The organism is Longimicrobium sp. (assembly GCF_036399935.1).
Lineage (GTDB): Bacteria > Gemmatimonadota > Gemmatimonadetes > Longimicrobiales > Longimicrobiaceae > Longimicrobium.
The window spans coordinates 19,158-44,212 of the sequence record NZ_DASWMD010000063.1 but is presented as its reverse complement, the minus strand read 5'-3'; the positions used below and the strand labels follow the sequence as shown (position 1 = coordinate 44,212).

24 protein-coding genes and 1 tRNA gene are annotated in these 25,055 nt (G+C 70.9%); 12 read left to right on the top strand and 13 right to left on the bottom strand.

Features of this window, described 5'->3' with window-relative positions:
• Positions 1-167: 167 nt before the first annotated feature.
• The 7 genes from VGB24_RS19380 (at position 168) to VGB24_RS19350 (ending at position 6,672) form a co-directional block, all read left to right on the top strand.
• Positions 168-560, top strand: a complete 393-nt coding sequence (locus VGB24_RS19380) for a hypothetical protein (protein ID WP_331074593.1) — start codon at positions 168-170, stop codon at positions 558-560.
• Entirely contained in the window at positions 557-1,969 is a 1,413-nt protein-coding gene (locus tag VGB24_RS19375; protein ID WP_331074592.1) for an amidase, read from the top strand. Before VGB24_RS19380 ends, VGB24_RS19375 begins: the two co-directional genes overlap by 4 nt.
• Positions 1,970-2,296: 327 nt before the next feature.
• Positions 2,297-2,920 (top strand): penicillin-binding protein activator LpoB, encoded by a 624-nt coding sequence (locus VGB24_RS19370; RefSeq protein WP_331074591.1) that lies wholly within the window; start codon positions 2,297-2,299, stop codon positions 2,918-2,920.
• Between the two features lie 23 nt (positions 2,921-2,943).
• Positions 2,944-3,747, top strand: a complete 804-nt coding sequence (locus VGB24_RS19365) for a hypothetical protein (RefSeq protein ID WP_331074590.1) — start codon at positions 2,944-2,946, stop codon at positions 3,745-3,747.
• Positions 3,744-5,423 (top strand): hypothetical protein, encoded by a 1,680-nt coding sequence (locus VGB24_RS19360; RefSeq protein WP_331074589.1) that lies wholly within the window; start codon positions 3,744-3,746, stop codon positions 5,421-5,423. The genes VGB24_RS19365 and VGB24_RS19360 overlap by 4 nt, the downstream gene beginning before the upstream one ends.
• Before the next feature lie 143 nt (positions 5,424-5,566).
• The gene (locus tag VGB24_RS19355; protein ID WP_331074588.1) at positions 5,567-6,058 is read left to right on the top strand and encodes an acyl-CoA thioesterase; all 492 of its coding nucleotides are present in this window, start codon (positions 5,567-5,569) and stop codon (positions 6,056-6,058) included.
• Positions 6,055-6,672, top strand: a complete 618-nt coding sequence (locus VGB24_RS19350) for an HD domain-containing protein (RefSeq protein WP_331074587.1) — start codon at positions 6,055-6,057, stop codon at positions 6,670-6,672. Before VGB24_RS19355 ends, VGB24_RS19350 begins: the two co-directional genes overlap by 4 nt.
• 145 nt (positions 6,673-6,817) lie before the next feature.
• On the opposite strand, the gene VGB24_RS19345 is transcribed toward VGB24_RS19350, so the two are convergent.
• The 6 genes from VGB24_RS19345 to VGB24_RS19320 all read right to left on the bottom strand — a co-directional run bounded on the left by VGB24_RS19345 (position 6,818) and on the right by VGB24_RS19320 (position 13,238).
• Positions 6,818-7,048: a hypothetical protein gene (locus tag VGB24_RS19345; protein ID WP_331074586.1), complete on the bottom strand. Its 231-nt coding sequence runs from the start codon at positions 7,046-7,048 to the stop codon at positions 6,818-6,820.
• 154 nt (positions 7,049-7,202) lie between these two features.
• Complete coding sequence (locus VGB24_RS19340; RefSeq protein ID WP_331074585.1) at positions 7,203-8,246, bottom strand: tetratricopeptide repeat protein; 1,044 nt, start codon at positions 8,244-8,246, stop codon at positions 7,203-7,205.
• Positions 8,239-9,918, bottom strand: coding sequence for a GAF domain-containing sensor histidine kinase (locus tag VGB24_RS19335; RefSeq protein WP_331074584.1), 1,680 nt, complete (start codon positions 9,916-9,918; stop codon positions 8,239-8,241). Before VGB24_RS19335 ends, VGB24_RS19340 begins: the two co-directional genes overlap by 8 nt.
• 236 nt (positions 9,919-10,154) lie before the next feature.
• Complete coding sequence (locus VGB24_RS19330; protein WP_331074583.1) at positions 10,155-11,090, bottom strand: DUF4382 domain-containing protein; 936 nt, start codon at positions 11,088-11,090, stop codon at positions 10,155-10,157.
• 176 nt (positions 11,091-11,266) lie between these two features.
• Positions 11,267-12,196, bottom strand: a complete 930-nt coding sequence (gene rsgA / locus VGB24_RS19325; protein WP_331022242.1) for a ribosome small subunit-dependent GTPase A — start codon at positions 12,194-12,196, stop codon at positions 11,267-11,269.
• A gap of 118 nt (positions 12,197-12,314) precedes the next feature.
• Positions 12,315-13,238 carry an RNA polymerase sigma factor RpoD/SigA gene (locus VGB24_RS19320; protein ID WP_331022243.1) on the bottom strand — a complete coding sequence of 308 codons (924 nt, stop codon included), beginning with the start codon at positions 13,236-13,238 and terminating at the stop codon, positions 12,315-12,317.
• 585 nt (positions 13,239-13,823) lie between these two features.
• Here VGB24_RS19320 and VGB24_RS19315 point away from each other — a divergent pair.
• From VGB24_RS19315 to VGB24_RS19305, 3 genes are all read left to right on the top strand, one after another.
• Entirely contained in the window at positions 13,824-14,666 is an 843-nt protein-coding gene (locus VGB24_RS19315) for a DUF5694 domain-containing protein (protein WP_331074582.1), read from the top strand.
• 109 nt (positions 14,667-14,775) lie between these two features.
• Positions 14,776-15,528: a hypothetical protein gene (locus VGB24_RS19310; protein WP_331074581.1), complete on the top strand. Its 753-nt coding sequence runs from the start codon at positions 14,776-14,778 to the stop codon at positions 15,526-15,528.
• A gap of 19 nt (positions 15,529-15,547) precedes the next feature.
• Positions 15,548-15,832, top strand: a complete 285-nt coding sequence (locus VGB24_RS19305; protein WP_331074580.1) for a DUF427 domain-containing protein — start codon at positions 15,548-15,550, stop codon at positions 15,830-15,832.
• A 920-nt stretch (positions 15,833-16,752) separates the two neighbouring features.
• On the opposite strand, the gene VGB24_RS19300 is transcribed toward VGB24_RS19305, so the two are convergent.
• Positions 16,753-17,340: a hypothetical protein gene (locus tag VGB24_RS19300; RefSeq protein WP_331074579.1), complete on the bottom strand. Its 588-nt coding sequence runs from the start codon at positions 17,338-17,340 to the stop codon at positions 16,753-16,755.
• Positions 17,341-17,364: 24 nt separating this feature from the next.
• On the bottom strand, positions 17,365-18,258 hold the full coding sequence (locus VGB24_RS19295; RefSeq protein WP_331074578.1) for an alpha/beta hydrolase: 894 nt from the start codon (positions 18,256-18,258) through the stop codon (positions 17,365-17,367).
• A 172-nt stretch (positions 18,259-18,430) separates the two neighbouring features.
• Between VGB24_RS19295 and VGB24_RS19290 the strand changes: the two genes are divergently transcribed.
• Both VGB24_RS19290 and VGB24_RS19285 read left to right on the top strand, forming a co-directional pair.
• Positions 18,431-18,844 (top strand): hypothetical protein, encoded by a 414-nt coding sequence (locus VGB24_RS19290; RefSeq protein ID WP_331074577.1) that lies wholly within the window; start codon positions 18,431-18,433, stop codon positions 18,842-18,844.
• Between the two features lie 206 nt (positions 18,845-19,050).
• A tRNA-Met gene (locus VGB24_RS19285) sits at positions 19,051-19,124 on the top strand.
• Between the two features lie 83 nt (positions 19,125-19,207).
• Here the strand turns inward: VGB24_RS19285 and VGB24_RS19280 are convergent.
• The 5 genes from VGB24_RS19280 to dnaA all read right to left on the bottom strand — a co-directional run bounded on the left by VGB24_RS19280 (position 19,208) and on the right by dnaA (position 24,885).
• Complete coding sequence (locus VGB24_RS19280; RefSeq protein ID WP_331074576.1) at positions 19,208-19,990, bottom strand: DUF4105 domain-containing protein; 783 nt, start codon at positions 19,988-19,990, stop codon at positions 19,208-19,210.
• Positions 19,991-20,107: 117 nt separating this feature from the next.
• Positions 20,108-20,959, bottom strand: coding sequence for a hypothetical protein (locus VGB24_RS19275; RefSeq protein ID WP_331074575.1), 852 nt, complete (start codon positions 20,957-20,959; stop codon positions 20,108-20,110).
• 21 nt (positions 20,960-20,980) lie between these two features.
• Entirely contained in the window at positions 20,981-21,904 is a 924-nt protein-coding gene (locus tag VGB24_RS19270; RefSeq protein ID WP_331074574.1) for a hypothetical protein, read from the bottom strand.
• An 83-nt stretch (positions 21,905-21,987) separates the two neighbouring features.
• Positions 21,988-23,100 (bottom strand): DNA polymerase III subunit beta, encoded by a 1,113-nt coding sequence (gene dnaN, locus VGB24_RS19265; RefSeq protein WP_331022189.1) that lies wholly within the window; start codon positions 23,098-23,100, stop codon positions 21,988-21,990.
• A gap of 345 nt (positions 23,101-23,445) precedes the next feature.
• Positions 23,446-24,885: a chromosomal replication initiator protein DnaA gene (gene dnaA, locus VGB24_RS19260; protein WP_331074573.1), complete on the bottom strand. Its 1,440-nt coding sequence runs from the start codon at positions 24,883-24,885 to the stop codon at positions 23,446-23,448.
• Positions 24,886-25,055: the final 170 nt, after the last annotated feature.

Genomic DNA, 25,055 nt, shown 5'->3' with positions numbered 1-25,055 from the left:
CTCCCAGGACATGCACCGCCAGCCAGCCTCATCCAGCACGAAGTTCCCCCCTCTCCGCACGCAGTTTGTGCGGGGAGGGGCCGGGGGAGGGGCCGGGGGAGGGGCCTCTCGCGGCGTGCACGACCGTCCGTGAAATCGACCAATAGTTCTACCCACATCTCGAACCCATGACCGAACCGACCGAACTCACCCGGCGCGGCTTCGCCAAGGCGGCCGTGGCCGCCGTGGCCGTGCCCATCCTGGCGCCGCTCGCCGCGTGCACCACTACGCCGCCCGCCGAGGCACCCGCACCCGCGGCGGCGCCCACGGGCCAGGCCGCCACCCCCTCCGCCGCGCCGCAGGGCACCAACGACGAGAAGCAGCCCTCGCCGCTGGCCCGCGCGCTGACCGACGCCATCCGCGTGCAGTACGGCGACCGGATGAACGACGAGCAGATGGCCAAGGTGGGGCGCAGCATCGCCGGCGGGCTGGACACGGCCGAGCGTCTGCGCCGCTACCCGCTGCCGATCGCCGCCGAGCCCGCGTTCGTCTACCGCGTGGCGGGAGGGCCGCCGCGATGATCCCCGACGAAACGCTGTACCTGCCGCTGGCCGACCTGGCCGCCGGCATTCGCGCCCGGCGTCTCGACCCGGTGGAGCTGGCCGAGGCGTACATGGACCGGCTTCAGCGCTTTGGGCCGGACCTGGGCGCGCTGGTGACCCTCACCCGCGAGCGCGCGCTGGCCGAGGCGCGCCAGGCGCGCGACGAGATCCGCGCCGGGCGCTACCGCGGGCCGCTGCACGGAATGCCGTACGGCGCCAAGGACCTGATGGGCGCCGAGGGATACCCCACCTCGTGGGGCGCACAGCCGTACCGCGAGCAGCGCCTTCCCGACGCGGCCGTGGTGGAAAAGCTTAAGGCGGCGGGTGCCGTGCTGGTGGCCAAGCTGGCGAGCGTGGAGCTGGCCGGCGGCTTCGGCTACGAGCAGGCGAACGCGTCGTTTACGGGGCCCGGCCGCACGCCATGGAACCGCGACTACTGGAGCGGCGGATCGTCCACGGGCCCGGGCGCCGCGGTGGCCGCGGCGCTGGTGCCGTTCGCGCTGGGCAGCGAAACGTGGGGCTCCATCTTCGCCCCCGCCGCGCTGTCGGGCGTCACCGGGCTGCGCCCCACGTACGGAAGGGTGAGCCGCCGCGGGGCGATGGCGCTGTCGTGGACGATGGACAAGATCGGCCCCATGTGCCGCACGGCGGACGACTGCGGGGTGGTGCTTCAGGCCATCGCGGGACTGGATCCGCGCGACGAGAGCACGGTGGACCGCACCTTCCGCGCGGCGCAGGACACCCGGCTTCCGCCGCGCCCGCGCATCGCCGTGCTCAAGGGGAACGCCGAAGGCTCGCAGCCCGAGGTGCGCCGCAACTTCGATGCGTCGCTGGAGGTGCTGTCGGGCTTCGCGGAGCTGGTGCGCGACGTGGAGCTGCCCGACATCCCGTACAACGCGGCGGCGTCCATCATCATCGACGCCGAGGCGGCCAGCATCTTCGAGGAGCTGGTATCCAGCGGGCGCGTGCAGGAGCTGACCGCGCCGGAAGACCGCACGGGCGGGTACGCCGGACAGGTGGTGCTGGCGAAGGACTACCTGCGTGCCATGCGCGTCCGCAGGCCCGCGGGCGAGGCGCTGGACCGGCTGTTCGTGGAGGGACGCTTCGACGCGCTGGTGCATCCCACGTGGAACACGGTGGCGTTCCCCGCCACGGGCAACTTCGACGACGCGTACAAAGACGCCACCTGGGGCGGGCAGCCCATCAGCGGCGCCGCCAACCTGGTGGGGCTTCCGGGGATCGCGATGCCCAACGGCTTCGGGCGCGAGAACCTGCCCACGTCCATCGCCTTGACGGGCCGCGCGTGGACGGAAGGCAAGCTGATCGCCATCGGCCGCGAGCTGCAGCGGCGCACCGACTGGCACCGGCGCATTCCGCCGGGCTACTGAAAAGACGTTTCACGCAGAGGACGCAGAGAAGACTGAGAGGACGCAGAGGAACGGCGGTAGCCCTCCGCGTCCTCTCTGTTCCCTCTGCGTCCTCTGCGTGAAACTGCCGTTGAAGCCGTCCACTGCACCGCACCTGCCTGTCTCTCAACGAGGACAGCGAGGGATGGGAGGACGGAGGACACTCCAATCTAAATCATTCCGCATCAACCGCTTCCGTTTTAGATTGCAGCAGGTATGCGGAATGCCCTTCTCGAAGCGCGGGTGGAACTCCTTCCCGTCCCATCCCCAGAACGAGCATCCCGAGCAGAACCCGGAGCGGAGACCCCAATGATGACGACCCGTGCCCGCCCCCTCGCCACCCTGGCGCTGGCAGGCCTGATGGCGCTCGGCGGCTGCGCCACGCAGGTGACCCGCGTGAGCCCCGAGCAGCAGATCGACCTCAGCGGCCGCTGGAACGACGCCGACAGCCGCCTGGTGGCCGACGCGCTGATCCGCGAAAGCTTCGACGCCAACCGCGGCGGCGACTGGGCCGTGCGCTACATGCAGGCCCACGCCGGCCGCCGCCCCATCGTGATCGTGGGCACCGTGCGCAACGCCAGCATGGAGCACATCGCCGTCGGCACCTTCGTGCGCGACCTGGAGCGCGCCTACCTGTCCAGCGGCCAGGTGCAGGTGGTGGCCAGCGCCGACGAGCGGGGCGAGGTGCGCGCCGAGCGCGAAGACCAGCAGGAGAACGCCACGGCCGACACGCGCGCCCGGCTGGCCCGCGAGCGCGGCGCCAACTTCATGCTGCAGGGCGACGTGCAATCCATCGAAGACCGCGAGGGCGGCCGCCGCGTGGTGTACTACCAGGTAGACGCCACGCTGGTGGACATCGAGACCAACGAAAAGGTGTGGACCGGGCAGCACCGCATCAAGAAGATGGTCGAGCGCCCGCGCTTCCGCCTTTGATCCCCGCACGAAAGGGCAGGTCCATGATCAAGCATTCTCCCTTCGTCCTCCTGCTGCTGGGCGCCGCCGCGTGCGCCCCGCGGATGGACCCCGTGCGGCCCATCTACCGCAACGGCCAGGTCGTTCCCTCGCGCGCCGACGAGGTGGTGGCCGACGCCCGCGCCGAGGGCCGGGCCGAGCGCGAGCGCATCGCCCAGGAAAGCGACCGGAACGCCCAGGCCGCCCTGGCCAGCTGCTCGGGCGCCGTCTGCGACGCCATCACCCGCGGCGAGCTGGCCGTGGGGATGACCCGCGAGCAGGTGCTGGCCGCCACCCGCAGCTCGCTGGCCGCCTGGGACGTGCGCGGCGGCGGGCGGGTGACCACGCTGGCGGCCCGCGACGGCGTGAACCCGTCGGACGTGGTCGCACCGGTGGCGATGGTCACGCTGGAAGACGGCATGGTGCGGAGCTATGCCTACCGCGAGCCGCAGGGGCTGCGGCTGGTGGCCTCGCGCGCCGACGCGTCCAGCGAGGGCGTGGCACGGGCCCGCGCCGCGGCGCTGCTGCGCGAGGGCGACGAGATGGCGCTGGCCGGCCGCTTCGACGAGGCCCTGGACCGCTACGACCGCGCCGACCTGGTGGACCCGGAAAATCCCGAGACCACGCTCAAGATCGCCCGCGCGCTCGACAAGGCGCTGCGGCCGTACGAGGCGCAGATCCGCTACCAGCTGTTCCTTCACCAGATGGAGCTGGAGCGCATCCGGGCCCACGGCGAGGCGTACGCGCACCTGTCGGGCGCCATGATCGAGGCGCGCCAGCGGATCATCGTTCTCGAGCGCGGCAGATGAACACCGCACGCCGCGCCCGGCGCACGCTCGCCTTCGCCGCCGTTGGGGCGGCCCTGGCAGCATGCGCGCCGGGAAGCCGCTACCCCGCCCGCCCCGCGCCCGAAACGCTGCCCGAGGGCTCGCCCCTGGCCAGCCAGACGCTGGGCGAGGGCGACGCATGGCTGCGGCACTACGTGATGTCGGGCGCGGCCGACAGCGCGGTGGAGATGCTCCATGGGCGCGGCGCCCCGCGCGATCCCCTGGTGCGCCACCTTCAGCTGGCGGTGGCGCTTCACCAGGCCGGAAAGTACGAAGAAAGCAACCAGGCGCTCGCCTGGGCCGACGACGAGGCCGAGCGGCGCTACACGCAGAGCCTGTCGCAGACCGCCGCGGCGCTGCTGGTGAACGACGCCTCCATCGCGTACGTGCCGCCCACGGCGGAGCGGGCCATGGTGCCGTACTACCGCATGCTCAACCACCTGGCGCTGGGCCAGGCAGAGGGCGCGGCGGTGGAGGCCCGCCGGGCGGGGGCGTTCTTCGCCCGGCTTCGCGACGCGGGCGCGGCGGACCCCTGCGCGGGCGAGGGACTGGTGCAGTACGTGGCCGGCCTGTCGTTCGGGCGGGCGGGGGCGCACAACGACGCGCTGGTCTCCTTCCGCCAGGCCGAGCGCGCCTTCGACGCGTGCGGCGGCGCGGCCGCCCCGCCCGACCTGGGCGAGTGGCTGTACCGCTCGGCGGTGCGCACGGGCGTGCCACAGGTGGCGGATTCGGCGGCGGCGCGCTACCGGCTTTCGGCCGCGGCGGCGGACAGCGCGGCGGGCGAGCTCGTCGTGCTGGTGGAGCACGGGTGGGTGGCCCACCGCGGCCACGCCGACATCCACGTGCCCATCTTTTCCGAAGAGGCCGACAGCCTGGCCGAGGGCGATCCCGAGGCCTTGGCCAACGTGCTCATCCACACCGCCGTCAACCTGGCCGACCAGGCGCAGTGGGGCGAGGCGTGGGAAGAGAACGCCCTTCAGCAGGTGGCCGACGCGCTGGACGGCGCCTACATCATGAAGCTGTCGTGGCCGGTGTACCGCCTGGAATCGTGCTCGGCGCCCACCGTGCGGCTGGTGGTGGGCGACCAGGTGGTGGACGCGCCGGTGACGGGCGACCTGTCCGCCGCCATGCTCACCCGCTGGGAGCAGGCGCGCCGGGCCGCGCTGATGAGGACGGTGGTGCGCGGCGCGGGAAAGTTCATGCTGACGCGCGCCGTCGAAGCCAAGGGCGAGAAGCAGGGCGGCGAGGCGGTGGGATGGATCCTGGGCCGGCTGAGCAATCTTGCGAGCAACCACCTGGAACGTGCGGACACCCGCAGCTGGTCGCTCCTTCCCGACCGCGTGTCCGTGGCGCGCATGACGCTGGCGCCCGGCGAGCACCCGGTGCGCATCGAGGTCACGAGCGCTGATGGCGAGCCGGTGTGGATCGACCTGGGGACGGTGACCGTCCGCGCCGGCGAAACGCTGGTGCTCAACCGCCGCGTCTGGGGGTCGGAGATGGGCGACCTGGCCGCCCGCTCGCCCGAGATGCGCCAGCACCTCGCTGAGCGCCGGGCAGCCCCCGCGGACACGGCGTCGTCCGCGCGGCTCCCGGGCGCGGCGGCGATCCAGGACGCCGGCGCGAAATCGGCGGCGCCCGTAGTCGCGTCGCAGCCGTAGCGGTCGGCCGGCGACGGAGTGCGCGAGGGGCGGACCGGGAGATCGGTCCGCCCCTCTCCGTTTTCTCCCGGCGAGCGCCGCCGCGTGCGGCCCGGCGCCGCATCCGATAGGTTGCGGGCGAACCCTGAACGGCTCGAGCAAAGATGGCAGAGAACGATACACCCGCGGGCAAGACGGCGCGCGAGTCCGCGTCCACGCTCTCGGAGAGCATGATGCCGGACCAGCTGAACCACCACGGAAACGTGTTCGGCGGCGAGATCCTGGCCCTGGTGGACAAGTGCGGCGGCGTGGTGGCACGGCGCCATGCGCGGTCTCCCGTCGTCACGGTGGCGGTGGATCGCGTGGAGTTCCGCGAGCCCATCTACGCCAGCGACTTCGTGGAGGCGCACGGCCGGCTGACGCACGTGGGGCGCACGTCGATGGAGGTGATGGTGACGGTGGAGGCCGAGCAGATCGAGACGGGGCGGCGCCGGTGCACCAACATCTGCTACCTCACGTACGTGGCGCTCGACAAGCTGAACGGAAAGCCAGCCGTCGTCCCCCCGCTGATCCTGGAGACCGACGAGGACCGCCGCCTTCACGCCGCCGCCGAACGCCGGCGCGAGCGGAGGATCGCGGACCAGGACGAAGAATGATCCCCGGCCTCGACCCGAAGCTGGGCCAGCAGCTGGCGTTCATCATGGAGCTGGATCGGCTGAAGGGCATCCTGCGGCAGACGCGCGTGCTGGACGCGGCGCGGCAGGAAAACAGTGCCGAGCACTCGTGGCACCTGGCGCTCTGCGCGGTGGTCCTGGCGGAGCACGCGCCGGGGGGCATCGACCTGTCGCGCGTGCTGAAGATGGTGCTGGTGCACGACGTGGTGGAGATCGACGCGGGAGACGCCTTCTGCTACGACGCAGACGCCAACGTGGGCAAGGAAGAGCGCGAGCGGGCGGCGGCGGAGCGCATCTTCGGGCTGCTGCCGGCGGAGCAGGCGAACGAGCTGCGGGGGCTGTGGGAGGAGTTCGAGTCCGGCGCCTCGGCCGACGCGCGGTTCGCCGTGGCGCTGGACCGGCTGCAGCCGCTGCTGCTCAACTTCGGCGGCGAGGGCGGAAGCTGGCGCCAGCACCGGGTGACGCACGACCAGGTGATGGTCCGCATGGCGCCCATCCAACAGGGCGCGCCGGAACTCTGGCCCGCCGTGGTGCGCTTGCTGGACGAGGCGGTCGCCCGCGGCTACCTGGCGCCCGCCCCCGGGTCTACGGCGTGAACATTGTGCAAACTTTGCACATTGCCCAACTTTCGTGCATACCGCCGCCCGCCTGCAACCGAATGCAGCCCCGGCGGAAACAGAGAGGCCCGCGGGATTCGCTCCCGCGGGCCTCCGTCCGTTGCAAAGGACAGCCGACGTCTCTTCAGTTGCCGCCCAGGATGGGGCCGCTGTAGCCGGTAGAGTCCGGCTCGGTGGTGGTGGTGCTCGACGTCGTGGTCGTCGTCGTAGAATCGGAGCCGGTGCGGTTTCCCCCCAGGATGGGGCCGCTGTCGAAGCTGGGACCGTCCGGAGCTACAGGGTTGCCGCCGGCGTCGCCACAAGCGGCAACGGAAATGACGAGTGCGATCGCCGAGATGATGCGCGTGCGGCTCATACGGTCCTCCTTTACAACGTTCCCACAGGGCTGATTTCGGCCCCGAGGAAAGGCAATCCCCGTGCCGCATCGGCGCCACTCTCCCGGGGGCACCAAACCGCGCGGGTCCGGCGCGTCCCGAGAAAGATTTTCCGCCCGCCGGCACGCGCTGCGCTTACCGGGCCAGTGCCTCCAGCTCGCCCGTCACCGCCCGTTCGTAGTACCGCGCCCCCACCGCCCCGAACGCCGCCGCCGCCCGGCCGTAGAAGCTGCGGGCATCACCGGGGCGGTCCTGCCCGGCGCGCAGCCGGGCCAGCTCCCAGAAAATCCCGCCGCGCACGAAGCCCGTCCCCTCCCCCTCGCTCATCGCGAGCGCCCTCGACAGGTGCGACTCCGCCTCGGCTACCCGGCCCTCCATCCGGGCCAGCATGCCGCGGAACCGCTCCACGTCGGCCAGCGTGGCGCGGTCCTCCACCATCCTGGCTTCTTCCTCGGCCCGGTTCACCGTCGCGATGGCGCGGGAAAGCTCGTCCACCTGGATCAGGGGGTGCGAGCGGTTCATGTACAGCCGCGCCAGCCCCGGGGCGTTCGACGTCCGCTCGCCGATTTCGATCCCCCGGCTGAAGAACACCTCCGCCTCCAGCCACTCGCCCAGGTATACGCTGACGATGCCCAGGTTGTGGTAGGCGTTCATGCAGTTGACGCTGTTGCCGGAGCGCACGAACGAGCCGATGCTTTCCAGGTACAGCGTGCGCGCGTCGTACAGCTCGCCGCGATGGTGGGCGATCACCCCCGCGTTCTGGCACGCGAGCCCCGCCAAATCGTCGTCGCCCAGGTCCAGCGCCCGGTCCAGCGCCTGCGCGTACAGCGGCCGGGCGCCCGCCCAGTCGCCCGTGGAGTGACGGATCACTCCCAGCACGTTGAGCGCGCGGGCGGCCGCCTGGGGCAGCTCGTTCCGCTCGGCGATCTCCAGGCTGAGCAGTGCCAGCTCTTCGGCCTCTTCGTGGCGGCGCTGCTGGTTGCGCACCCGGGCCTGGCCGCGCAGGGCGTCCGCCGCCGCGCCCAGATCGCGGTCCATCACCGAGGCGCGGAAGGTCAGCGCGTACAGGCGCGCCGCGGCGTCCCAGCGTCCCAGCCCCTCTTCCTGCGCCGCCCGCTCCGACAGCCCGTGCGCGTCGTGGGTTCCCGCGGCCCGGCGGGTCACCGCTGCGTCAACCATCGGCCGGGAGCCGCAGGATGAACGTGGAGCCGCGCCCGGGCTGGCTTTCCACCCGCAGCTCGCCGCCCAGCAGCCGCGCCAGCTTGCGCGAGATGGGCAAGCCCAGCCCCGTGCCGCCCCGCGCCGCCGCGCCCGACACCTGCTCGAACTCGTGGAAGATGCGCTCGCGGTCCTCCAGCGCGATCCCCGGGCCCGTGTCGCTCACCCGCAGCTCCGCCCACCGCCGGGGCTCGCCCTCGTCCGCGTCGTCCACCCGTGCCAGGGAGACGCTGACCGTGCCCCGGTCCGTGAACTTGATGGCGTTGGAAAGCAGGTTCACCAGGATCTGGCGCACCCGGTCGGCGTCGGCCGAAACGGGGGGGAGCGGAACCGCGGGGGTCACCGCGACGACCAGCCCCTTCTCCCGGGCCTGCGGCTCCACGGTGGACATGGCCTCGTCGACCACCTCGTACAGCGACACGGGCTGGATGACCAGCTCCAGCTTGCCAGCCTCCATCTTGGAAAGGTCCAGCACGTCGTTCACCAGGAACAGCAGGTTGTGCGTGGCCCGCTGCGCGCGCTGCAGGAACGCCTGCGACTCGGGGGGCACCTGGCCCACCACCCCGTCCAGCAGCAGCGCGTTGTATCCCAGGATGGCGTTCAGCGGCGTGCGCAGCTCGTGGCTGACCGAGGCGAAGAAGCGGTCCTTGGCGGCGGCGCTCCACTGCAGCTCCTCGTTCGCGCGCTCCAGCTCCTGCGATCGCCCCGCCAGCGCCTCGTGAAGCCGCGCATTGCTGATGGCCACCGCCGCGTGCCCCGCCAGCGTGAGCGCCAGCCGGGTGTCGCGCGAGGTGATCTCGTAGGCGCGGCGGTACCCGATCACCAGCGCCCCGAAGGTTTCGCCGAACAGCGCCAGGGGCACGCCCAGCGCCACGCGCATCCCCTCCGCGGCGTGAAAGGGCTCGGGCGCGGGGCCGTCTTCGCCCGCCCGCAGCGTCAGCGGCTTGCCCGCGTCGGTCACCCGCGCCGCGAACGGATCGTCGCCGGTGCCCTCCGGTGCGCGCAGCCCCGCCGCGGCCAGGGTGCGGATGCGACCGCCCTGCGTGGCGTTCACCGTCACGTAGTGGGCGCCCAGCAGCGTGCGGGTGAAGCGCGCCACCATGTTCAGCACCTCGTCGGGGTCCAGCGTGCGGTTGGCCGCCAGCCCCAGCACGTGAAGCGCCTCGCTCTCCTCCGCCCGCCGCCGGTAGGTCTCGCGCTCCTCCTCCAGCGCCGCGGCCCGCGCCATCCGCGCCGCCACCTGCCCCAGGGCCGCCGCCAGCGGCTGCCACGCCGCGTCCGCCGGGAACGCGCGCGGCGGGGCCAGCAGCAGCACGGCGCCCGCGGGTCCCGGGCCGGAACCGTTGTCGGACAGCGGCAGGACCAGCGCGGAGTCGCCGGGATGGTCGGCGGCGTCTTCGGGAAAGGCGGGGGAGAGGGGATGCACCACGGGACAGGGCGCCTCGCGGGCGGCGCGGGCCAGGTCGGCCGATACGCTCACCCCCTCGGGAACGGCGGCCCGGCGGCTTCCGGACCCGTCCACCCACACCGCGCACGCCGAAACGTCGTCCGGCAGCGCCGCCGCGGCCGCGCGCACCGCGGAGGCCATGTCGGTGCTTTCGTACACGCGGATGATGGCGTCCCGAAGATCCATGGGCGCGGGGAAGGGCGGGCGGCGGTGCAGCGGGGGCGCGGCCGAGCGGGGCCGCGGATGGACGCTGCTGTGGCGAGTTCGCCCAAGGTAACTCAACCGGCGCGCGCGAACAATCCGTTCCCTTCGACGCGATGGCGCCTTGGGCGCGCACCACCCCACCAGCTCCTGAAACGACGATCGGCGCGGCCGTGGGGGCCGCGCCGATCCTGGCGTGCTTCCGTCCGCGAGCGGGGAGATCAGCCCGCGGGCTTGGCCTTGCAGGTGGCGGCGGTGATGCTGTAGTCCGCCGTGGCCGTGGCGCCGGAGGCCACCGTTACCGTCGGCGCGCTGGGCGCGGCGGTCACCTTCAGCGAGTCGCCGTTGGTGTAGCCCACCACGGGCACGTAGGTCATGGTGTACGTCCCGGGCCCGGCGGTGATGCGGTAGCGCGCGTCCGTGCCCACGGTGGCGTTCAGCGAGTCGGCGCCGGCGAGGGCGCGCGGCGTGAACGCCTGCAGAGTCACGGCGGAGCCGCCGCACGCGGGCAGCGTAACGCCCTGGGCCAGCGACACGGCACCGGTGATGCCGCCCGCGAAGCCGACGCCGGTGGCCCGCAGCACCGGGTGCATCACCCAGCGCCCCGAGTTGCCGGCCTGGTGCCCGAAGCTCTGGGTGACGTCGAAGTCCACCGTCATGATGGCGGACTCGCTCTCCAGCTCCACCGCGTCGTCGCCGCCGGGGAACTTCACCTTGATGCCGCTGGAGCACCCCGACGGAAGCTGCAGCTGGCCGGTGGCGGCCACGCCGGCGGGCAGCTCGGCGTCCTTGGTGGCGTGCACGGCGCCCGTCCTGGTGACCACGTACGCCTCGCAGACCACGAAGCGAAGCTCCGAGTAGCGGCCGGCGGGGACGACGGCCCCGTTCACCAGCTCGGCGGTGCGGCCGCCGGAAAGGGTGAGCAGGTCCACCCAGCCGGTGGGCGCCGTCAGCACGTCGGTGCGGCCGCCGGTGCTGTCGGCTGCCGAGCCCTGCAGGTAGATGCGGTCGATCTTGACCCACGCCTGCGCCAGGTCGCCGGGCGCGTCGGTCAGGCGGATGGAAAGCCGGGCCTGGTCGCTCCCCGTGCCGCCCTCGCACGCGGCGAGGGCCAGCGCGGCGAGCAGGAGAAGGATCCCCGTCGCGTGCTTGAACATGTGTCTGCTCGTCTCTCTTGGTGTGTCTGCCGGTGATTTGCCGGCGCTTGCGGAGAAGACGAGGTGCCCGCGCGGAGGTCACATCAGCACACTGCAACCGTAACACGGCAACGAACCCTCCCGCGGCAGGCCGCCGGAGGGTTCGTAGCGGAGTGCGTCCAGGTCCGGCTTCGGGGTCAGCCGTCCCAGCCGCCCTCTTCCTGCTCGCCGGCGTACATCCGGCGGTAGCTGTCGTAGCGCCCGGGATGAATCTGCCCCGCGTCCACGGCGGCGCGCACCGCGCAGCCGGGCTCGTGCGTGTGCGTGCAGCCGGGATAGCGGCAGTCGTCCAGCAGGTTTTCGAACTCGGGGAAGTAGAAGTGGAGCTGGTCGCGGTCGATCTCCCACAGCCCCAGCTCGCGAAGCCCCGGCGTGTCGGCCACCCAGCCGCCGCACTCCAGCGGAATCAGCTGCGCCGTCACCGTGGTGTGCCGGCCCTTGTTCACCGCCTCGCTGATGGCCGCGACGCGAAGCCCCAGCCCCGGCTGCACCGCGTTCAGCAGGCTGCTCTTGCCCACGCCCGACGGCCCGGTGAGCGCCGACAGGCGGCCGCACAGCGCCTCGCCCATCTCCGCCACCCCCAGCCCCGCCTTGGCCGCCGTGTACATCACCGTGTACCCGGCCCGCTCGTAGTGGGCGAAGATCGCCCGCGCCGCGTCGATGCCCGTGAGGTCCACCTTGTTGACGATGATCAGCGGGGCGATGTCGCTGGACTCCGCGATCACCAAAAAGCGGTCCAGCATGCGCAGGTGGGGATCGGGCTTCGCGGCGGCGAACACCACCAGCACCTGGTCGACGTTGGCGACGATGGCCTTGGCGCGCGGCGCCTTGCCCGGCGCCTTGCGGGCCAGGACGGTGGTGCGCTCGTGCACGTTCTCGATGGTCCAGGCCTCCTCCTCCTCGCCCGTGCCCTCGCGCTGTACGTCGACGCGGTCGCCCACGACCACCTTTTCGCCGGTGCGCTGCTCGCGCTTCAACCGGCCGCGCAGCACCGCCTCGATCACCCCGTCCGGGGTTTCCACCTCGTACAACCCGCCCTGCGCCCTGCGAACCGTGCCCGTCAGCATGAAGCCTTCATAGGGGATACGCCGTCCGCGACGTGACGGCTTCGGGTGAAAAGACGACGGCACCCCTCCGGATGGAGAGGTGCCGTGAACGACCGGACCGGGAGGGGATGCCCGCGCATCAGGCCGCGAACGAAGCCAGCGCGTCGCCCATCTCGCCCTCGCGCAGCCGCTTGAGCGCGCGGTCGCGCAGCTGGCGGATGCGCTCGCGCGTAACGCCCAAGATGTCGCCGATCTCCTCGAGCGTGTGCTCGCGCCCGCCCTCCAGGCCAAAGTACAGCTTCAGCACCTTGGCGTCGCGCGGCTGCAGCGTGCCCAGCGCCTTGTCGATGCGCTCGGACAGCAGGCGCTCCTCCACCTCGTCCTCCGTCTCGATGGCCGAGTCGGCCACGAAGCGGTCCATCAGCTGGCTGTCGTCGCTGTCGCCGATGGGGGCGTCCAGGCGGATCTCGGCCGCGTTCAGCGTCTGCAGGCTCTCGACGATGTCCACCGACAGGCTGGTGGCCTCGGCCAATTCCTGCGGCGTGGGGTCGCGCCGAAGCTCCTGCTTCAGCCGCTCGCGCTCGCGGAAGATCTTGGCCAGGTCGCTGGCGCGGTTCAGGGGCACGCGCACGCTGCGCCCCTGGTTGGCCAGCGCCGACAGGATGGCCTGGCGGATCCACCACACGGCGTAGGAGATGAACTTCACCCCCTGGTCGGGATCGAACTTCCGCGCGGCCGTCACCAGCCCCACGTTGCCCTCCTGGATCAGGTCGGCCAGGGAGACGCCGCGGTTCTGGTACTTCTTGGCGACGGAAATGACGAAGCGCAGGTTGGCGCGCACCAGCTCGGCGACGGCGATCTCGTCGCCCGCCTGCGCGCGCTTGCCCAGCTCGATCTCCTGCGGGGGGGTCAGCAGCGAGTGCGTGCTGACCTCCTTCAGGTACTGGTCCAGGCTGCTCTGGTCCTCGGCGGCGACGGCGAAGCCCGCGTCCAGGCTGGGTGCCTGCCGCTTGCGCTTGCGAGTTGCCTTTCGCTGCGTCGTAGCCATGTCGTCGTTCTTCACGTGCTCTTCCTGAAAGGTCCGCCGTCCGCGCGAGCGCGGATCGGTTCGGACTTGCAAAAGGTCTGCCGCAGGCCGAAACGAAGCCGCCCGGCGCTGAGAGAGCGTCCGGGCGGCGGCTGCTTCTGCGCGTGGCGGATGCCTACGCGCTTCGCGTGCCGCCCCCTGGCCCGCATGCCGCCGCCACGGGCATGCGAAGCCGTACCCGGATGAAGCCGGGCAGGTCCGTACCGCCGTGAGGGTGCAAGCGAGTCATGCGTGAAAACGCCAGAAGGTTGGGGTTTGTGACTGTTGGGGCGCACAAGGTAGAGCGCCCCGCCCGGCCCGTCAACGGCCCCGCCGTGCATCTTTCGCGGGGCGCCGTCTGGGGCCGACGGGTCATACCGACCGGCACGGCGAAGGTTCCTCCCTTCGTGGCGGCTCCCGTCCGGGGCTCCCCGTGGTCTCCGTACGGATCGTGCCGGCCGCGGGTTTCCCCTGGGTCGATCGACCCGGCCGATGGCGGAAACCATCCCCGTCCGCGTCGCGTACTCCCCTCGTCGCCCGATCTCCATCGTCAGAAAACCCGTCCACGGAGACGTTGATCCCATGCCGCCCAAGGCCGCCGCACGCACCCGCACTCTCCCCGCCCTGCTGGCCGCGCTCGCGCTGGCCACCGGCGCGTCCGCGCAGACGGCGCCCCGCGCCCAGGTGATGGTCCTGGGCACGCCGCACTGGGACAATCCCGGGCAGGACTACAGCAACACCCGGGTGGACGACGTGCTGGCTGAACGACGCCAGGCGGAGATCGCCGCGCTGGCCGCGGCGCTCGCCGAGTTCCGGCCCACGCGCATCGCCGTGGAGGTGCCGGTGGCGGGCGACTCCGCCATCAACGCGCGGTACGCGGCCTATCGGCGGGGCGAGATCGCGCTCGGCCGCAACGAGATCGACCAGATCGGCTTTCGGCTGGCGAACATGCTCGGGCACGCGCGGGTGTACGCGGTGGACCACAAGCAGGACCTGGACGTGGGCGCCGTGCTGGGATGGGCCGCGCAGAACGGGCAGGCCGACGCCGCCCAGCGCATCGGCGGGATGATCCAGCAGCTGGTGGCCGAAAAGAGCGCCGCCGTCGCCGACGCACCGCTTGGCGAGGTGCTGCGGCTGGAGAACAGCCCCGCCACCGACAGCCTGGAGTCGCTGTACCTGCACTTCGTCCCCATCGGCAACGACACCTCGTTCGTGGGTGCGGAGATGGTGGCGGACTGGTACGCGCGCAACCTGAAGATCTTCGCCAACGTCACCCGCGTGGCGCGTCCCGGTGAGCGCGTGCTGGTGATCATGGGCACCGGCCACGGCCCGCTGCTGCGCCGGTACGTGGACGAGCACCCCGACTACGACCTGGTGCACGCCACCCGCTTCCTGGAGCGCTTTCGGCCGTCGCCTTCGCGGTAGGCGCGCGGTGGCGACGTGGGCAGCGGGGCGGGGTTCCTTGCCGGGGCCCCCGCCCCGCTTCACTTTGCGTGCTGTGCATCCCGCCGTTCCCCACTTCCCCCCCTCCGCGATGAAGCTTTCCGTCGACCGCGCCCTGCGAGCCATCTGGCTGGCCATCGGCGTGCTGCTGCTCGGGTTCCTGCTGGTGTTCGCCGTGGTGGCGGTCACGGGGTGGATCCGCACGATGGGCGCGGACGAGGCCGCCGTGCGCGTGGCGAGGGAGAGCGGACAGCCGCGGGAAGAGGCGCGGGCGGTGCGCGTGGGCATGCCCGACTCCATCCGCGGCAGCAGCGTGATGATCGCGATGGTGGGGAACGGCCGGGACTATCTGGTGCGCGAGTTCGCCATGCGTGGCTATGCGGGCCATAAGGGCGCGCCGATGGTGAACGTGATGTTCCTGGACGACCAGGGTGCCCGCCTGCTGCTGGACAGGGCCGCCTACATCACCGAGGTCCGGTATCCGCGCCCCCGCGATCCCTCGGCCAGCACGTCGCAGAACTGGATTTCGTACCAGGTGGCGATGGAGGACGGCAACGGCAACGGGCAGCTGGACGACCGCGACCCGCGCTCGCTGTACGTGACGGACCTGGAGGGCCGCAACCTTCGCCCGGTGATCCGGCCTCCCATGCGGCTGCTGGAGCACCAGGCCATCGGGCCCGGCCGCATCCTGGTCTATGCGCTGGAGCCGCCGCAGGGCCAGCAGGTGGCGGAAGACCGCATGCGCCAGCGGGCGTTCGTCTACGAGACGGCCACGGGCAAGCTGCTCCCCTTTACGGCGCTGGACGCCGCGGCGGACCGCGCGGCGGGCATCCTGGCGCGCTGAACTTCAGAAGAGGTGTACGATGGCGACGGCGACCTGGAACGGCGTGGTGATCGCGGAGAGCGACGCGTACGAGGTGGTGGAGGGCAACGTGTACTTTCCGCCCGGCGCGGTGCGGCGCGAGCACCTGCGGCCCAGCGAAACCCACACGGTCTGCGGATGGAAGGGCACGGCCAGCTACTACACCGTGGTGGTGGACGGGCAGGAGAACGTCGACGCCGCCTGGTACTACCCGGAGCCCAAGGACGCGGCACAGAAAATCGCCGGCCACGTGGCGTTCTGGAAGGGCATCCTCGTGGAGAAGTGAGGCGGCGGGCGGGCGACGATGGCTCGGAGCGTCTCGACCGACTTTGGCGCATGCCTCGGCCGCCCCCCATCCCCAGCCCTTCCCCCGCAAACTGCGCGGGGGAAGGGAGCCGGTATTGTGCGCTTTGGCGGAAACGGAGCCAGGGCGGGTTCCGCACGAGTCTCGACCGGGTCCGGCGCACTCCGCGGCTGCCCTCACCCCCGGCCCCTCTCCCGCAAGCGGGAGAGGGGAGAATTCGATTGCGCTTCGGCCGACGCGGGCGCGGGGTCTGTCATCCTGAGCCCCAAGCGCACCGTACCGGCCCGCCCTCCAAACGTTGCGGGGCGAGGGATCTAGCGGCTGACACCTTGAAGCACGGGCGCGGCAGCGAGCACCCAGACCCGAGACGCGACCGGAGCCACGGCGGAACGACGGTGTCTGGCGCTTGCCGCACCGCCCCCATCCCCCCCCGCAAAACCCCGCGGGGGAAGGGCGCCAGTCTGGTGCTCTGGGGGGTTACCGATGAGTCGACGATCGGCGTGTGATGCGCCTTGGCACTCCGACGCAACCTCCGGCTTCCCCCTTCTGCGTTCTCGGCGCACATCCTCAATGGGCCGCGTGTCAGCGCGGCGGGCGGATGCAGTCCGCGAAGGCGGACTTTGGGCCGTCGTTGCCGCGAATTCATTCGCCCCAGCTCAGCCGAGGCCCCACGCATCAGTGGCCGCTGCCGCGCCCGGGTTGAGAAGCGACGCCGGCAAGATCCTTCGGCCCGCGTAGCCTCGTGGACGGGCAAGCGCGGCGTGGCTTGGCCTCAGGATGACAGGTCGTTGCGCACCAACGGCTTGGATGCGCATCCAATCCCGAAGTGTACACCCTCTCCCACGCTGTTTGTGGGAGAGGGTGTACGAGCATAAGCGAGGACGGGTGAGGGCCCCACGGCACTACGCCAGCAGCACCATTCCCACCACGATCGCCGCGCCTCCGACGAGCGTCACGCGCACGTTGTCGTCTACGGGCAGCGGGGCGAACTCCACCGTGGAAGCCACGAGCGCCCCGAACGCGGCGGCCGCGAACGGCACCGACGGGGCCACCAGGCAGACGGCGCCCGCCACCCCCAGGTCCGTCACCAGCCCCGCCGCGAACCCTTCCCAGCTCTTGCCCCACGACGTGCGGTGCCGCCCCCACCGCTTGCCGACGAGCGCCGCCGCCGCGTCGCCCAGGCCGTTGAACAGCATCGCGGCGACGGCGACCGGCTTGGGAAAGAGCACCAGCGCCGCGGCGTAGGCGACGGCCATGTACGTGGCCCCCGCCAGCCCGTGACGCTCGTGTGTGCGCAGCATGGTGCGCGTGCGGCGAAGGAACTGGTAGCGAAAGCCGCGGTGCCGGTGCCGCGCCAGGTCTACCCCCAGCGCGATCGCTGCACCGGGCAGCAGCATCGCCAGCGCCACGGGGCGCGGCACCAGCCACACCAGCAGCGGCAGCGCCGTCGACGACACGTGGATCGCCTTGCGCGCCAGCTCGCGCTTCATGCCCGGACCGTGGCGCGACGAGTCCTACGCATGCGAACTCGCCCCCTCGCGCAGGAACCCGAGCAGCAGCTCGTTCACCCGGTCCGGAAACTCCTCCATCACCCAGTGGCTCGCCTCAGGAAGGTGCTCCACGCGGATGTCGGGAACCCACTTCTGAAGCCCGTGCGTCAGCCGTACCGAGAGCGCCGGGTCGCGGTCGCCCCAGATCACCAGCGTGGGCAGCGCGATCCTGCGGGAGCGGGGGGACGAGTGGCGGGCCGCCGCGCGGTAGTAGTCGAGCATGGCCTTGATGGCGCCCGGGCGCGCCGCGGCCTCGCGGTACAGCTGGATGTCCTGGTCGCTGAACGCGCCGGGCCGCACCGCCTCGCCCCGGAAGATGCGCTCGAGCAGCGCAAAATCGCCGCGCCGGAACGCCGCCTCCGGAAGGATGGGCAGCTGGAAGGCCGCGGCGTACCACGACCGCAGCATCTGGTCGGGCGTCATCAGCTCCCGGGCGAACGCCCTGGGGTGCGGCGCGTTCAGGATCACCAGGCGGTCCACCTGCGCGGGCGCCAGCATTCCCATCCACCAGGCGATCACCCCGCCCCAGTCGTGGCCGACCACGTGCGCCTTGTCCACTCCCAGGTGCCGGACCAGCCCCACCACGTCCGCCATCAGTTGCTCGATGCGGTACGCCGCCACGCGCGCAGGCTTTTCCGACAGGTTGTAGCCGCGCAGGTCAGGCGCGACCACGCGATAGCCCGCGGCCGCCAGCGCCGGGATCTGCCAGCGCCACGCCCACCAGAACTGCGGAAACCCGTGAAGGAGGATCACCAGCGGCCCCTCGCCCGCCTGTACCCAGTGCAGCCGGACGTTGTTCACCACCGCCTCGTGGTGCGTCCACCCCTCCCCGCCCGCCGTCGCCGCTGCGCTCGTCATCGCTCGTCCCTGTTGCCATCGTGTTCGCACCCGCGCATTGTACAAGCAACGACGGGGCCGGATGATCCTCCGCGCCCCGTGCGTTCTCGCGACCTGCGCGCGAGATCCGTCACGGTCTGCGCGGCATGAACGTTCCACCCCGAGCATCCAGCCATCCTCCAGGAGAATGACAATGCGTGCAACCCCCCGATCGGCAACCCGGATCGGCCTGGCCCTGTTCTGCCTCGTGGCGGCCGCGTGCGCCCCGACGGCCGTGGGCGCCGCCGGCGGCATCGGCTACACGGGACGCGGTGCCACGGCCCTGGTGCACGCCCAGGTCCCTGAGGTGTTCGAGTCCACGGCCGCCGTGTTCGAGGAAATGGGCATCGAGTTGACGGACCGGCAGGGCCGGACCGGTCGCGGCGGCTCGGCGCTGGGCAACGACATCACCATCAACGGCCGGCGCGGCACCGCCGAGGTGGTCGTAGCCATCGAGCGCGAGACCAACGCGAGCTCCGAGGTATTCGTCCGGGTGCGCGAAGGCCGGGCCGACTACAACCGGGAGTTGGCGGGCGAGATCCTGTCCCGCATCGTGGCGAAGCGCTAAGCGGTTGGTTGACAAAAACTTAGAGCGCTGATACATTCATTGCGTGACGGCGCAGAGAGCTTCACGTTTGAGCCGATAGTTCTGAAGCCGGGGCCTGAGCCCAAGGCAGACGCGGAGTCTTGATTGACATCGCGGAAACCGAGGGGATGGCACCCACCGATACCCAAGTATCTGGCTTCAAACACACTCTCTGCGTTGTCCATGGCCGCGGGGTGGAGCAGCCTGGTAGCTCGTCGGGCTCATAACCCGAAGGTCGCGGGTTCGAATCCCGCCCCCGCTATGTGAAAAGCGCCTCCGTGCCGATTCGTCGGTGCGGAGGCGCTTTCGTTGTGCGAGCCCGCCAACCGACGCGGGATCGGCGGGTCACGAGCGGATGCGCGTCGAGAAATCCGGGGCGTGGATGGAAGCCTGGGCGCGCTCGTTCACCTGGAACTTCCGGCGCGCCTGCTCCAGCGGCAGGTCGGTGTCCAGCAGCCCGTGGTCCATCGCCAGCTTGTCGGAATAGCCCGGAAGCACCACGCGCACGCCGAAGGGGATCTTCTCGGTGGCGATGCGGTTCACCGGCTCCAGGATGCTGGTGGTGCAGTTGTTCCAGAGCGTGTTGTAGAACTCGGGCTCCCGCTCCAGCCGCTGCGCGTGCTTCATCATGTCCACGAACAGTGCGCGCGCCTGGTCCGGCGTCGCCTTGGCGGGATACAGGTACACGGCGTCCTTCCACGTCACCGCGCGCACGCCGATCACGTCGCGCTCCTCGCCGATCACGTAGATCACCTCGAACCGGCGCAGCAGCCCCTTCCAGATCGAGTACTCCTCGCCCGCCTCCCGCCGCGCCTCCACCGACACGCTGACGAACTGCCCGTCCGCGAATTCGAACGACAAAAAGGTGTGCGCGGGCCCGCGCCAGTCGGTGTTGAAGGGCGACAGGCCGAACCACACGCGCTTCATGCGGCCCAGGTCGTAGGTGCGGTCGCGGTACCCGGGGGTGAAGTCGGTGGCGGAGCGAAAGGTGAAGTCGCGCACGTTCGTCACGTGCACGCGGCTGCCGTCGAACGTCACCTGGGGAAGTACGGCCTGCTCCGGACGCCACACCCGCTCGTGCGAGGGCCGCGTGCTACGCCACCAGAGGATGCCGCCCAGGAGCGCCATGCAGAGTCCCGCGAGGAGAAGTGTTCGCCGGCGCGGCATGCGGCGCCCTCTCATCTTCCGCACGCCAGCCCGGGTGGGTTGGAAGATGTCCTCGATCCTCTCATCGCCCGCGTCCCATCAGGGGCGCCACGAGGGGCGGAGGTTGCGCAGGGAGTCGCTGGCGATGGCGCGGATGGCGCTGCCGTCGTCGTTCACCACGTGCAGCGCCCGCCGTCCGCCGCTGTTCCGCGCGAAGACCATCCGGCTGCCGTCCGGAGACCAGTCCGGCTCGCTGTCGTCCAAACCCGTCGTGACCCGTCGCACGTCAACGCCGCCGGACGCCATGGTGAACAGCCCGCCCTCCGGCCAATACGACCCATCGCGCGCGAAGGCGATGCGAGTCCCGTCCGGCGACCACGCCGGCGCCTCGCCGGAAATCAGCGACCGCGTGTTGAAGCCGTCGGCGTCTATGAGCATGATCTGGCGATGAACCTGGAACGCGATCGTCCGCCCGTCCGGTGACCAGTCGGGCCTCCAGCCCTGGCGCACGTCGCTGGTCAGCTGGCGCTCGCCGGTCCCATCGGCATCGATCACGAAAAGGTGCTGCTCCACCCCCGGCCCCCATCCCGCGAACACGATCCGGGTCCCATCCGGCGACCAGGCGGGGGAGATCTCACGCCGCGCCTCGGTATGCGTCAGCCGGCGCGTGGATCCGTCCACGCTCCAGACATAGAGCTCGGCGTTCTGGTCCTTCCAGTTGATGAACGCCACGCGCTTGCCGTCCGGCGACCAGGCGGGCTCCGTGGCGGGATCCGGCGACAGCCGCCGTGCCCCCGTGCCGTCGGGGTTCACGGCCGTCAGCCAGCAGGTCACGATTCCACCGCGGCAGAACACGATGGCGGGAACCTCGGCGGGCGGCTGCTGCGTAGGGCCTTCCGTGCACGCGGCGAGCGCCGGAAGGAACAGGGAGATCAGCGGTTTGCGGCGCATGGGGCGGCTGCCTTCGGGGGGTCAGCGGCCCAGCAGGACGGTGGTACCCAGGCCCAGCGAGCCCAGCCGACCCGCGAGGCCGTTCTGGAAACCGACGAACGACACGCGGGCTTCGGCATTCAGGAGCATTCGCGCACCCACGCGTACGTCGACGCCCGCGCCCGCGGAAGCCCCCGTGCCGGACTGGGAGACGGCCGGGTGCAGGGTACCCGCCGCTTTCCAGCTCACCTGGTGAACCCCCAGGAGGGCCGTAAGGAACGGCGCGTACGCGCGGGATCCGCCTCCGTACAGCTTGACGCCCACCTCTCCACCGAGCATGGTGGCGGCCTCTTTCGGCGCACCCTCGAAATTCCGGCACGAACAGGTCTCGTCCAGGTTCGCGTATCGAACCGTGCCCATCAGCATGGTTCCGGCACCGATGGGAAGCGAGCCGGTGACCGCCGCCCCGGGTCCTTCCATGAACTCGAAGTAGTTGTGGCCCCACACGGGCTGCAGGTGCAGCGCCGCCAGCGAGAGCCCGGCGCCGGGATCGAACCCCGGGTTCGCGGGGAGTGGCGGGTGCGCAGCGGACAGCGGCAGGCGGGTGGAAACGTGCAGAACGCCGGACCGGTTCAGCGAGTCGAAGCGTACACGGGCCTCAGCGGGCGTCGAGTACTGAACCCACCGCACCTCGTGCGGCTGCAGCGTTCGCAGCACCGCCGAATCGCGGGCAAGCACCGAATCCACGTACACCTGCACGAACCGGTCGGCCGACCTGCGGAACCGCAGCCACTGGGGCCGCAGCCGGCGCACGGCGGCCTCCACGGTGGGCCGGCCCGTGGCGACCAGCTCGTCGCGGGTCAGGATCGCCTCAGGCCGGGTACTGTCCTGGGCGCGGAGTTCGACGGTGGTGCAACAGAGAAGGACGCCGGCTGCCAGGAACCGGCCGTAGGTCAGCAGGGGCATGTTCGGGTGGCTGGGTCACACGGAAGAGGGAGGACGAACCAGGATGGTGCCGCCGGCGAGGGGGTCGCCGGCGGCACCATCCCTCAGCTCAGCAGCCGCAGGGGCATCACCAGGCACAGGTAGTCGGGCGTGTCCTCGTTGCCGATGGGCTGCATGGTGGCGGCGCGCTCCGGTGCCTTGAAGCTCATCTTCACCTCGTCGGTCGGCATGTAGCGCAGCAGCTCCAGCAGGTACTGCGCGTTGAAGCCGATCTCCAGCGGGTCTCCATCGTACTCCACCGGCAGCTCCTCGGTGGCCGTGCCCACGTCGGGCGTCTCGACGGCGAAACGCAGCATGGGACCGCCCAGCGACAGGCGGATGCGGTGCGTCTGGTCGCTCGCCACGATGGCCATGCGCCGCACGGCCGCCTGCAGCGCGCCCTTGTCGGCCACCATCGACTTGTCGTTGTCCTTGGGGATGACCTGCTCGTAGTTGGGGTACGGCCCCTCGATCAGCCGCGTGAAGATCTGCACGTCGGTGCCGCGGAACCCGATGTGGTTCTCGCTGCGCCCCACCTCCACCGTTTCGTCCGGCCTGAACAGGCGCTGCACCTGCCCCAGGGCCTTGGGGTGCACGATGAAGTCGCCCGGCGGCACCGCGGCGGCGCCGTTCTCCACGGAGAGCGTCATCTTGGCCAGGCGGTGTCCGTTGGTGGCCACCATCCGCATCTCTCCCTCGCCCAGCTGCCAGAGCACCCCGTTCAGGATGGGCCGCGTCTCCTCGGTCGACGCGGCGAACGACACGTGGGTGATCAGCCGCTGCAGCTCCTGCCCGGTGACGCGCCAGCTCTCGGCGAAGTCCACCTTGGGAAAGGCCGGGAACTCGTCGCGGGGCAGCCCGTTCAGCCGGTACTTGGTGCGCCCGCTGGTGATCTGGATGGCGTCGCCCTGCGTGCCGAACTCCACCGTTCCGGGAAGCTCGCGGGCAATCTCCTGGAGCTTCTTGGCCGGCGCGGTGATGGCGCCCGCCTCGGCGACGTCGGCGGCCACCCGCACCGACACCGCGGTGTCCAGGTCGGTACCGCTCATCCTGACGGCGCCGTCCTCGGCCTCGATCAGGATGTTCGACAGCACGGGAAGCGTGGTGCGGGTGGGAATGCTGCCCGCCACCGCGCCCAGCCCCTGCTGCAGGTTTTCACGCGTGATCGTGAATCGCATACGTCGGTCGCCAACGCTCGAGGGTGACCCGTTCTCCACGGGGAAGGGTTCTTACCACCATATAGATATCCAATCTAGTATTGGTAGTAGAGGGTGTGGATCTGTGGATACCGTCCCTCGCGCCCTACCAACCTGTGCTCCCGCAACCACCTGAACCGGTTCGGACCCTGTGGATTGAGGTTGTGGAGAACTGCCCGATTCCCCACGCCGTCCCCATTCCCACAGCCGCGCCCGGTACTCCACAACTTCTCCACGAACTTCCCACACCGGTTGTCCACGGTGTTTTCCGGCGTCCCTCCGTCCGGATCCATCCTTCTTCCGGACGGTCGGGTGGGACGGTTTGCGCTACCGGAGCGACGCGCGCAGCTCGTCTACCTTGCGGCGCAACTCGGGGTCGGCCACCAGGTCCTCCTCCACCTTGGAGACGGAGTGGATCACCGTGCTGTGGTCGCGCCCGCCGAACAGCCTTCCGATCTCCACCAGGGCCAGGTCGAACATCTCCTTGATCAGGTACATCGCCACCTGTCGCGGGATGGTCAGGTCCTTGGTGCGTTTCTTGGACTGCAGCGCTTCGCTGGTGGTGTTCCACGCCTGCGCCACCTTGTCGCGCACCCGCTCGGGCGACACGCCGCCCGGCGCGCCCGACGCGTCGGTGCCCAGCGGGTTGCCCAGGGCCTCGCGGGCCAGGGCCAGGTCGATGGGGCGCCGCGTGAGCGACGAGTACGCCAGCAGCTTGATGACCGCGCCCTCGATCTCGCGCACCGACGAGGTGCGGTTGCGGGCGATGAACGAGAGCACGTCATCGGCGTCGTGGATCTCGAGCCGGTCCTCCTCCACCTTGCGGCGAAGGATGGCGATGCGCGTTTCGAAGTCGGGCGGCTTGATGTCGGCCACCAGCCCCCACTCGAAGCGGCTGACTAGGCGGTCCTCCAGGCCCGTGGCGTTGGGCGGCCGGTCCGACGTCAGCACGATCTGGCGCTGGGCGTCGTGGAGCGCGTTGAAGGTGTGGAAGAACTCCTCCTGCGTGCGCTCCTTGCCCTCCAGGAACTGGATGTCGTCCACCAGCAGCAGGTCGATCTGCCGGTACAGCCGTCGGAACTCGGCCATCGTCCCTTCCTGGATGGCGCTCACCAGCTCGTTGGTGAAGCGCTCGGAAGAGATGTACAGCACGCGCTTGTGGGGCTCGCGCTCCAGCATGGCGTGACCAATGGCGTGCATCAGGTGCGTCTTGCCCAGCCCCACGCCGCCGTAGATGAACAGCGGGTTGTACGCCCGCGCCGGCGCCTCGGCCACCGCGTGCGCCGCGGCGGCCGCCAGCTGGTTGTTGTTGCCCACCACGAACCGCGTGAAGACGTAGCGCGGGTTCAGCGGTGCGGCGTGCCCCGCCGGTGCGTTCGCGGCGGACGGTGCGGGCGCGGTGTCCACGCGGGGCGCGGGCGCCGGGGGCGGAGCGGGCTCTGCGAACTCGATGGCGGCAGGCACGGATGGGGCCTTGCCGTTGCCCTGGTACTGGACGGAGAGGGTGAAGCGGCGCCCGAACAGGTGCTCACCGATGCGCGTGAGCAGGTCGGCGTACTTTTCCTCTACCCATTCCACGGCGAACGGATTGGGAGTGGCGACGACGAGAAGATCGTTGGAGACGGCGATCGCCTGCGTGGGCGCCAGCCACGTGCGGAAAGCCTGGTCCGGCAGCGCGGTCTTGGCGCTCTCCAGAATGCGCGACCAGATTTCCCCGGCAGTGAGCTCCATCACATCCAGCAGCAGGACGGCGACCGCAGACGACACCCGGGCAACGTAGAACTGCCTTGTGGATAAGTCAAGAAAGCCCGCTAAGTGCCTGGAGTTACCTGCGTTTGTGATCCAGTACGAGCGGTGTCGCATCCGGGCCGCCTGCGGATTCGGCAGGCTTCCGAAGCTCCCCCGAACAGGTAGCCAGCGCACTTGACCCACGTGGG